General features: G+C 40.7%; 5 protein-coding genes and 1 tRNA gene. 3 read left to right on the top strand and 3 right to left on the bottom strand.

Annotation, left to right across the window (positions count from 1 at the left end):
• Position 1 precedes the first annotated feature (1 nt).
• Complete coding sequence (gene glgB, locus Q4591_RS18140) at positions 2–2,239, bottom strand: 1,4-alpha-glucan branching protein GlgB (protein WP_303462307.1); 2,238 nt, start codon at positions 2,237–2,239, stop codon at positions 2–4.
• Positions 2,240–2,293: 54 nt separating this feature from the next.
• Positions 2,294–4,480, bottom strand: a complete 2,187-nt coding sequence (gene malQ, locus Q4591_RS18135) for a 4-alpha-glucanotransferase (protein ID WP_303462305.1) — start codon at positions 4,478–4,480, stop codon at positions 2,294–2,296.
• Positions 4,481–4,884: 404 nt separating this feature from the next.
• Between malQ and Q4591_RS18130 the strand changes: the two genes are divergently transcribed.
• Positions 4,885–5,478, top strand: coding sequence for a CoA pyrophosphatase (locus tag Q4591_RS18130; protein WP_102438159.1), 594 nt, complete (start codon positions 4,885–4,887; stop codon positions 5,476–5,478).
• A 538-nt stretch (positions 5,479–6,016) separates the two neighbouring features.
• Positions 6,017–7,417 carry an asparagine--tRNA ligase gene (gene asnS, locus Q4591_RS18125; RefSeq protein WP_102438161.1) on the top strand — a complete coding sequence of 467 codons (1,401 nt, stop codon included), beginning with the start codon at positions 6,017–6,019 and terminating at the stop codon, positions 7,415–7,417.
• A gap of 167 nt (positions 7,418–7,584) precedes the next feature.
• On the opposite strand, the gene uvrB is transcribed toward asnS, so the two are convergent.
• Positions 7,585–9,624: an excinuclease ABC subunit UvrB gene (uvrB, locus tag Q4591_RS18120; RefSeq protein ID WP_102438163.1), complete on the bottom strand. Its 2,040-nt coding sequence runs from the start codon at positions 9,622–9,624 to the stop codon at positions 7,585–7,587.
• Positions 9,625–11,048: 1,424 nt separating this feature from the next.
• Here uvrB and Q4591_RS18115 point away from each other — a divergent pair.
• Positions 11,049–11,121 (top strand) — tRNA-Asn (locus Q4591_RS18115).

Here is an 11,121-nt window from a genome sequence, read left to right as displayed (position 1 = left end):
GTTAATCCTCTTCAGATTCTAAACTGGTGCGGGCGGCCTTAACACTGAGCACAATCGTCGCCAATGGCGGTACAGTCACCAGACCACTGCGTGCCATGCCTTGCCAGTCAACAACGGTATTAATAATGGTGTCATTGCTTACCGCGCTACCGCCATAACACGGGCTATCACTATTGAGCACTTCGATATAATCATTTTCAGAAGGTAAACCGACCCTAAAGTCGTAATGCACTTGCGGGGTCATATTGACCACAAATATTAAATGCTGCCCACTGTCTTTGGCATAGCGAATAAAACTAAAGATACTGGCATCACCATTATCACAATCCAGCCATTGAAAACCTGATGGCTGATGGTCCAGTTCATATAAGGCAGGGCTTTCACTGTATAAGCTATTGAGATCTCTAACCCAATCTTGCATGCCTTGGTGCGGCGCGTATTGCAGTAAATGCCAATCTAGGCTTTGGTTATGATTCCACTCATCACGTTGGGCAAACTCTGTGCCCATAAACAGCAGTTTTTTACCTGGATGGCCCCACATAAAGCCTAAAAAGCTTCTTAAGGTGGCAAACTTTTGCCAATCATCACCGGGAATTTTATGCAGTAACGAGCCTTTACCGTGCACCACTTCATCGTGACTTAAGGACAAAATAAATTGCTCGGTATAGGCATACACTAAGCTAAAGGTCATTTCATGGTGGTGATGTTTACGGTAAATGGGATCGCGACTAAGGTAACTCAAGCAGTCATTCATCCAGCCCATATTCCACTTAAAGCCAAAGCCTAAGCCACCATTTTCAGTGGTGTCTGTCACTCCGCCCCAAGCGGTTGATTCTTCTGCCACCATAGTGACACCTGGGTAGGCGGCATAGATTCGCTCATTGAGCAATTTCAAAAATTCAATGGCTTGAATGTTTTCGCGTCCGCCATACTCATTAGGCAGCCATTGACCAGATTCTCGACTGTAATCGAGATATAGCATGGAAGACACGGCATCGAGCCTTAGCCCATCGAAGTGAAACTCTTCAAGCCAATAACAGGCATTACTGAGTAAAAAGCTTTGTACTTCGCCGCGGCCGTAATTAAATATTAAAGTGTCCCAGTCAGGATGCTCCCCTTGACGTGGATCTTGATGTTCATACAAACAACTGCCGTCAAACTTAGCCAGTCCATGAGGATCTTTAGGGAAATGAGCCGGCACCCAGTCTAATAAAACCCCAATATCATGTTGATGACATTCATCTATAAAGGCTTTTAAGCCAACGGGATCACCAAAGCGGTAAGTTGCTGCATATAAACCAACAGGTTGATAACCCCAAGAGCCATCAAATGGGTATTCACTGATTGGCATCAGTTGCAGGTGGGTAAAGCCCATTTCTTTAAGATATGGAATCAATTCATCAGCTAAGTCTTGATAACTGAGGTAACTATCGCCCCACTCACCTTTACGCTTCCATGAAGCGAGATGAACTTCATAAACAGACATAGGCAATTGATGTAGTTGCTGTTTTGCGCGCTGCTTAAGCCATTTTTTGTCTTGCCATTTATAATCAGTTTTGTGTGGAACAACCGATGAATTACCCGGCGCTGCTTGCATTTGAATCGCATAAGGGTCGGCTTTTTCAGTTAAAGCGCCATCTTGTGTAGTGACACTAAATTTATAAAATTGGCCTGCATCAGCATTGGGAATAAATATTTCCCAAATGCCATTACTAGGATGAAAGCGCATGATATTGGCTCTGCCATCCCAATGATTAAAATCACCTACTACGGCAACTTTTTGAGCATTCGGCGCCCAGACACAAAAATGAACACCTTCTACACCTGCGATAGTCTTCCAGTTCGCACCTAGAAATTGGTAGCTTTTTTGCTGCTTTCCTTCAGCAAATAAGTAGATGTCATCATCATCCAGCAAGCTGCCAAACTGGTAGGGATCGATTATGGTTTCAATACTCATTGGATAAGTCACTTTTAAGCTATATAAAAATGGCTTAACCCGTCGTCCCATAGTGCCAGCAAATAAACCCTGCTCATCAACTTGGGTTAATGAAGCGACTTTTTTACCATCTTTTAGACTGATCACTTCAACTTCTATTGCACCTTTGACGAAGCATCTAACGATCAAAGATTTGCCATTGTCGGCTTTATGCATACCCAGTAATGAAAATACATCAGTAAAATTACCACTCAGTAATGCGGTATCGGTTCCATGATTAAAATAAGGGGCATTATTAGTCATTTTGCATTGCTCCATAAATGTTTGAATTAATGATTACGCTGTTCGTTATTCGCATTAGCCGTAAACAGCCCATTCAGGCTTGCCGCTGTCATCTATATATTTGCTACGTCTGGTTTTATTGATGGCATCGAGCCTGTTATTGACTGTTGAATCTGCTGAAATTTGTTCTAAAGTGCGACTTAAGCGTCGACACCAATTGGGGTATTGTTTCCAAGTACCGGGAATGTTTATCGGTTTGACTTCATCGATCAGATCGTCAATTTGAATGCTATATAGGGCTGAATTACCCGATGCCGATAACTGGAGCCAAGCAAGCATTAATTGCTCAAAATCAACTTCACCCATCACAATATTGGCTTTGATAAGATGATGCTGACTAAGTAAATCCAGTAGTTGTTGTTTCTCTATCAGCCTTAGCGATTTCGCCTCATCAAGTTGTTGCTCGTTGTCATACAGATTTAACTGATGCCGTAATTCAATATCTGCCGCAGTCCACCACGCCGTTAATGTCGGCACATCATGGTTTGCTAGCATCATCAAACTGTGAGACTTATAAAAGGCGGGGTTCATAAAGCCGTCATGATGTTTAGCAAAGTAAAATAGTTCGTTTGAAAATATTTTTGCTTTAGCTAGGTTGGCGACAATTTCTGGCGGCACTATGCCAAGGTCTTCGCCAATTAACACACATTGGGCTCGCTGACTTTCTAGGCACAAAATGGCTAATAAAGTATCCAATGGGTAATACACATATGCCCCATTGCCTAAACCTTCCTGCTTAGGCCACCACCATAAGCGTAATAAGCCCATGACATGATCGATTCGTAAACCGCCACAAGACACCATATTCGAGCGGATCAAATCAATGAAATGCTCAAATTTATGCTGGGCTAATTTGATAGGGTCAAAAGGCGTTAAACCCCAGTTTTGCCCTTGAGGGGCAAAAGGATCTGGCGGTGCACCAATATTGGCATTGGTACAAAAATTATCGATATTTGCACAGACTTCAGCCCCCGTAGGCGAGGCACCGACTGCCATATCACGAATTAGCCCTAAGGACATGCCTGCAGTTTTGGCTTTTGCCTGACACTGAAGTAATTGCTCATAAGCGATAAATTGTAAATAACACAGAAATTCTGCATCTGTAAAACACGAATTTCGCTGTTGCTGGTGGGTGACATATTGGCTTAAACCTTCACCCTGCTGTTGCTTAAAACAGGCAAAGTCTAGATAGCGTTTACTGTGGTTGTTTTTATGCTCTTTAATAAACGCGTTAAACAGCATTTGATAAATAGAAAATTTAGTTTCATGTATCTCGCAGTAATCAAGCAATCTAGACTGAGCTAATTGATATTGTTTATTTCGCCAAAGCTTAGAAGTTATAACCCCTTCAATGGCAGCGTATTCAGCCACTGACTCGATGTGAATGTATAACGGATTAAGTCGACGTCTATCTGATGGGCTATAAGGGCTGGCACTTTCTGGTAAATCCAGAGCGTGTAATGGGTTTAGTAAAATAAAATCTGCGCCTTTGGCAGCAGCTAACTCGATGAGCTTTTGTAAATCATTAAAGTCACCAATCCCCCACTGGCTTTGGCTAGTAAGGCTATAAAGTTGGGTGCTAAGCCCCCATTTGGCTGTTTTACTGTCAGCATGAACATAGGCGCTGCGCGGCGCAATCATTAATTGACCGGTATATGTTTCACTGGAGCTTGCAGATTCAACAGTGGCACTGATACCGTGGTAACCAAGGCCTAGCGGGGCATTAATGTCATCATTTAATTGATACTGATATTTAAGATAACTGATACCATCAATGCCATAATCACCCACAACCCGCATTTGGCCGAGGCTGATTGGAAAATGAAATTTATCACCATGTTCAATTTCAATCTCAACTTTTATGCTGCCAGTAAAATGCTCAGGTAAATGAAACTCAACAATAGGGTCATCCACATAGCTCCATTGAAACCCATGCAGAGGCAGTAACCATGGCGCGGCATCTAATTCAAAAATCCGTTGCTGAATAAATTCATCGCTTAAAGTCGAGCTAACAAAAGAACGATTAGCAGCAATATTATTTAGCGTGTCACTCGTTGATGCACCTTTAGTTGATGCATCATTAACACACATGGATTGTAAAATTCCATTTCTATCTAGAGGCTGGATCTGTACATTGTTGCCAAAGCAATCTATAAACTCAGCGCCTACGCCTTGCAAATACAGTAACTTCCCTAGTCCCATATTTGTCGCCCTCGCGAATGTCTTAACTGATTAATAACCCAGCAGTTACCATGCCAGCACAACATCACAGTTTAACGACAGTTTAATTTCAATCAGGTTACAGAATAAAAATATTAAATTTCAAGATCTTAAAACCAACTGATTGTAAATTAAATTTACAAACTTGTTTAAAACGAAATTAAAAGCGTAATTAAAAACAATCACTTTGGTGCATTAACGCACAGCAAACGTGCAAAAAAACCAAACCCAATTTTACTGCAGGGCCTATAAAGTAAAATAACAGCCATAAAACTTTGCTTATAAACAGCTTAAAACCGTCAAACTTACGGTTATTGTGCTAATTTAAAGGGAAGACTTGCGCCATTTTATTTTTATAAAACCAATATGATTATCTGGGACGTTTGATGAATACTACGCAGTTCAATATTCACTTTTCATTGCAAACATTAACAAACCATATTGTTTCCCCACCAAAAGAGCTTCGCTCTAGAAAAGCCGCGGTATTAGTGCCTTTACTCGAAGTAGATGGCGAGCTTCAACTGTTGCTAACCAAAAGAGCATTACATTTACGCGCCCACCCAGGTCAATTTAGTTTCCCTGGCGGTAAAGTAGATAAACAAGATAGCAGTATGATTTTTACTGCCCTTAGAGAGGCTGAAGAAGAGATTGCCTTATTACCTGAAAATGTTGATGTGATCGGTACATTTCCGCCCCATACAACCTTTACCGGATTTGAAATAACCCCAGTTATCGGCATTGTTAAACAACCTTTTGAGATAGCGCTAGATCCAGGAGAAGTCGCCGAGGCTTTTTGGGTGCCACTTAAACACTTTTTAAACCCTAAAAATCGACACAGTATTCAGTATCAACGTCATGGCAGCTTTTATGATGTCCATTATATGCCCTATCAAGGTAAATTCATTTGGGGAGTAACAGCGGCAATCATTAATTTACTCTGTTGTCATTTAAACAATTCAGCTAACGTTTTTAATGGTTAATAAAAGAAACTTAAGTTTAGTTTCCCTACAAACGAGATGATACCAACCATTCAAATAAGCTAGCGAATTACAAACCCGCTACCTGTGACATATTCAAGTGTTACAGTTAAAGCAGGCTCCCAGAATAATCGGTTCTCAATCCTTTTGAGCTCGCTATATTGGAACTAGCTATAATTTAAATCGCTATAACAGCGGCTTCTATTAGCATAAGTCTCACTAAAATCCCCAAACTGGTAAACGGCTAAGCGCCAGCCACTGATAGCAGCCTAAGTAAGACTTGTATTAGCCTTGGTCATCTACATATCACCGCTAGTTAAGTTTGGCAGGTTTTAAATACATCACTTTGTCATACGCTTATAACTGAATTTTCAGATAAAAAAGTAATATTGCCGCAATATTTTTAAGCAGATTCTGCTGGGTTTGTTAAAACTTGTGAAAATATCTGCCTGCAAGCGGCTTTTACCCTTGTGAAAAGCCCATTTCAAGGTAATATAAAGCCCCTATTTATATCATTGATTCATTGGAGAACTAAGCAACAATGAGCATTACATCTGTCGCTTCTGTATTTAAAGGTGACTTTGCGATCGGTTCGCAAGTTACGGTACGTGGTTGGGTTCGCTCACGCCGCGATTCTAAAGCTGGTATTTCATTTCTAGCCGTTTATGACGGTTCATGTTTTGATCCTATTCAAGGTGTTGTACCGAATAATTTAGAAAATTATACCAATGAAGTGCTAAAGCTTACTGCTGGTTGCTCTGTGATCATGACTGGTGAAGTTGTTGAATCTCCGGGTAAAGGCCAAGCATTTGAAATGCAAGTAACCAAGGTTGAAGTTGCAGGTTTAGTTGAAGACCCTGATACTTACCCTATGGCTGCTAAGCGTCACTCAATTGAGCATTTACGCGAATTAGCTCATCTTCGCCCACGCACTAACATTATTGGCGCAGTGGCCCGTGTTCGTAACTGTTTATCTCAAGCTATCCATCGCTTTTACAATGAACAAGGTTATATCTGGGTTTCTACACCACTTATCACTGCTTCTGATACTGAAGGCGCGGGTGAAATGTTCCGCGTTTCGACGTTAGATTTAGAAAATCTACCCCGTAACGATCAAGGCACGGTTGATTACAGCGAAGACTTTTTCGGTAAAGAATCATTCTTAACCGTATCAGGTCAGTTAAATGCTGAAACTTACGCTTGTGCATTATCAAAAGTGTATACCTTTGGCCCGACTTTCCGCGCTGAAAACTCAAATACTAGCCGTCATTTAGCTGAATTTTGGATGGTTGAACCTGAAGTGGCTTTTGCTGATTTAGATGATGCGGCCAAACTTGCTGAAGACATGCTGAAATTCTGTTTCAGAGCCGTTCTTGAAGAACGTCGTGATGATTTAGAATTCTTTGCTCAACGAGTAGAGAAAACTGCCATTGAGCGTTTAGAAGCATTCGTGACCAGTGACTTCGCCCAAATCGATTACACTGATGCCATTGAGATTCTTAAAGCTTGTGATAAGAAGTTTGAGTTTGATGTTGAATGGGGTATCGACTTACATTCAGAGCATGAACGCTACCTTGCTGAAGAGCATTTTAAAGCGCCTGTTGTTGTTAAAAACTACCCTAAAGACATCAAAGCATTCTACATGCGTCTTAATGATGACGGTAAAACTGTAGCAGCAATGGACGTATTAGCACCAGGTATTGGTGAAATTATTGGCGGCGCACAACGTGAAGAACGTTTAGACGTTCTTGATGCTCGTCTTGCTGAGATGAACTTAGACCAAGAAGATTACTGGTGGTACCGTGATCTACGTCGTTATGGCACTGTGCCACACGCAGGTTTTGGTTTAGGCTTTGAGCGTCTAGTATCTTATGTTACTGGCGTAAGCAATATCCGAGACGTGATCCCATTCCCACGTTCACCTAAGTCAGCCAACTTCTAAATCTAACTGGCTCACTCAATAAAAACGCGCTTAATTAGCGCGTTTTTTTATGGCTTAAATATGGCAAAATACCTTTGAATTTCATTCAATAAAAAAGGCTCTCAGCAAAGTAATTATCACTTTAAGCCATTACTTAATAGGTTTTTTAAGAACTGATATTTTAATCGTTAACTGTTAATAATGATTTTATCTCGCAATTGTTTTACTTCATCTCTTAAGGCTGCAGCTTGTTCAAATTCAAGGTCTCGCGCATGTTGATGCATCTGCTTTTCAAGTACATCAATCTGCTTGGCTAACTCTGCAACACTTAGCACCTTAGTGTTTTTATCGCCATATTCAGGCGATTTCTCTGCAACTTTACCGAAGGCGGTATATTGATGTTTACTGTTACCACGGTGAGGATCGCCTAAGTCCATCACATCGGTGATTTTCTTAACTACCCCTTTAGGTACTTGGCCTAATTTCAGGTTATGCTCATGTTGTTTGGTGCGGCGACGTTCGGTTTCTTCCATGGCTTTTGCCATAGAGTTGGTAATTTTGTCAGCATATAAGATCACTTTACCGTTAACATTACGTGCAGCGCGGCCAATGGTTTGGATTAAAGAGCGCTCAGAGCGCAAAAAGCCTTCTTTGTCAGCATCAAGAATACACACTAAAGACACCTCAGGCATGTCGAGTCCTTCACGAAGTAAGTTAATCCCCACCAATACATCGAAAACGCCAAGCCTTAAGTCACGAATAACTTCGACTCGCTCAACGGTATCGATGTCTGAATGTAAATAGCGTACTTTCACCCCATGTTCATCGAGGTATTCTGTAAGATCTTCTGACATCCGTTTGGTTAAGGTTGTGACTAAAACCCTTTCATTGGCCGCGACACGCTTTGGAATTTCAGATAACAAATCATCTACTTGTATCGCCACTGGGCGCACTTCTAATTCAGGGTCTAATAAACCTGTCGGCCTAACCACCTGCTCTGCAATTTCGCCATCACTTTGTTCAAACTCATAATCACTGGGCGTGGCAGAGACAAAAATGGTTTGAGGCATTAATTGCTCAAACTCTTCAAACTTAAGCGGCCGGTTATCTAACGCTGACGGTAGTCTAAAGCCATATTCCACTAGGGTTGTTTTACGACTTCTATCACCTTTATACATAGCGCCAATTTGTGGCACAGTAACGTGTGATTCATCGATAATCAGCAGGCCATTTGCTGGTAGATAATCTAATAAGGTAGGCGGCCCATCGCCTTCTGTACGACCTGATAGATAGCGTGAATAGTTTTCAATACCAGAGCAATAACCCAGTTCGACCATCATTTCAATATCGTATTGCACCCGTTCGGAGATCCGCTGCGCTTCTATTAGCTTATTGTTATCCAAAAGCTCCTGACGGCGTTCTCTTAACTCTTCCTTAATATGTTCCGTTGCTTCGATAATCGTTTCACGAGGAGTGACATAGTGACTTTTAGGATAGACTGTGGTTCTTGCTAAGCGCTTAGTAACCTGCCCTGTTAATGGATCAAATTCACTGAGCTGCTCAATTTCATCATCAAATAATTCAATTCGTATTGCATCACGCTCTGATTCAGCAGGAAAGACATCAATCACTTCACCGCGAACCCTGAAAGTACCACGCTGTAAATCAATATCATTGCGAGTGTATTGCAATTCACCTAAGCGGGTAATGATGTCTCTTTGTCCCATCAGATCACCCTGACGAAGATGCAATAGCATTTTCATATAAAGTTCGGGGTCACCTAAACCATAAATTGCCGACACTGAGGCTATCAGCACCACGTCTTTGCGTTCTAATAAGGCTTTGGTTGCAGAGAGCCGCATTTGTTCAATATGCGCATTGACCGAGGCATCTTTTTCAATAAAGGTATTTGACGCCGGAACATAGGCTTCTGGCTGATAATAATCATAATAAGAAACAAAATACTCTACGGCATTATTAGGAAAAAACTCTTTCATTTCGCCGTATAACTGCGCTGCAAGGGTTTTGTTTGGCGCCATGATAATCGTTGGACGTCCTAAGGTTTGAATAATATTGGCTACCGTAAAGGTTTTACCAGAGCCCGTAACCCCTAATAAGGTCTGCTTAGCCACGCCTGCATCTAAGCCATCAACTAATTGCTTGATTGCCGTGGGCTGATCACCAGCAGGTGTATAGTCTGATACAAGATTAAAAACCGATTCTGACACTAGGATATATCCTTCTTTGTTGAAGGTGCATTTTATACTGAAGCCATCCATCTTTGCGAATGAGATTTATAGAAAACAACACTTAGCAGTAATTTATTACATTTCAAGCTTAGAAATATGAAATATTGCTACAAACGGAGTTTTAGGCTGCATTAGGTGAACAAAGTGCCTAAATCCCTTCATGAATGCACCATTTAATACACAACATTAACTTAAGCTTGTTTACATTAAGGCTCGCTAAACAACATTCATCAGAATAAAAGCATTGCATTTCTTATCACTCTGAAAATAAACAGAATTTTATTTATGCTGAATATTGGTAGATTTTAAGTCACTACCAATGTTTATAAGGGCTTGAGGGCATATTTCAAGAGTAACACACAGGCTTATCCACAGATTTAGTGGATAAGTCACTCTAACCCAATACTGATGGGCTATTGCAATAGGTGCGGTTTAATAAAATCGTAAAAAAACTATCATGAAATAAAATTACATTTGAAAGTTAGACTTACGAACTAGAAAAAATTTACATAACAATTGCACTGTTTCGATTATTAGGTTTTAGCAAATTAAATAGCATGTGATTAACATCAAGCATTTAGCTTAAAATACCTGCTTGAGTCTATATCCTGACTTACTTTAATCAAGACGTTAGCTCAGTACACTCAAGCTGCATATCACCCATTACTACTAGTATACTTACTCCATTTTTAACTATTCTGCCAAGAGTGAAACAAACTGCTGCGCAACCTTTATTGGTATTCCCTATTCGGTGTTGTTAAGAATGGTGAATAAGCGCTGATACCTGCGTTGTGACATAAGCAAAGCTTCAATCAATTTTAAATCCAATTAACAGCGTTACGAATAGCGCTAGCTGATGGATCAATTTGATGGCAGTTATGACTAGAGATATCAAGCCAGCAAACGCTATAACTCAAGTCGCCCTATAAATGTACAGCGAGCATCTTATATTAGCCGCTTGACCAAGCAGTGGGATACGTCTTTATTTTACTCAGCTTGCTTGAACTTAGCTAATATAGAAGCGTTTAACTGTCCTTTAGTTGCGACAAGTGGTAATGACCATAAAGCTTAAATTGACCAGGCAGGCTTATTTGCAGATTCACTTGAGCACTAAAAAGTAATCTAAAAGTGACATTAGGCGTATTGAACATTTAAATCAGCTTGTTTTAGCGCCGATATGAAAATATAAGCTTTAGAAATACCAAGCATTTATTTCTAAAAGCTGTTTTAATCAAAAAATAAGTTAACTAAAAAACACCCATAACGGCCATTTATAAGCCTCAATGTGTATTAGGTGAGCAGTTAACATCAATTTTTCACTTTTTTTTATATCTCGAGTTGACGGATTGATCAGGGCGTTTTACTATGCGCTCCGTTCTCAGCAATACATTGCTAAAGACGATTCCCCTGTAGTTCAGTTGGTAGAACGGCGGACTGTTAATCCGTATGTCACTGGTTCGAGTCCAGTCCGGGGAG

Source organism: Shewanella sp. 3_MG-2023, from assembly GCF_030548765.1.
GTDB lineage: Bacteria > Pseudomonadota > Gammaproteobacteria > Enterobacterales > Shewanellaceae > Shewanella.
The sequence above is the reverse complement of the archived record's forward strand: the minus strand, read 5'-3'. Positions and strand labels throughout refer to the sequence as shown.

Excerpts from the sequence above, each read along its gene's own strand:
- glgB (WP_303462307.1), bottom strand. The coding sequence starts at position 2,239 with ATGACTAATAATGCCCCTTATTTTAATCATGGAACCGATACCGCATTA.
- malQ (WP_303462305.1), bottom strand. The coding sequence starts at position 4,480 with ATGGGACTAGGGAAGTTACTGTATTTGCAAGGCGTAGGCGCTGAGTTT.
- Q4591_RS18130 (WP_102438159.1), top strand. The coding sequence starts at position 4,885 with ATGAATACTACGCAGTTCAATATTCACTTTTCATTGCAAACATTAACA.
- asnS (WP_102438161.1), top strand. The coding sequence starts at position 6,017 with ATGAGCATTACATCTGTCGCTTCTGTATTTAAAGGTGACTTTGCGATC.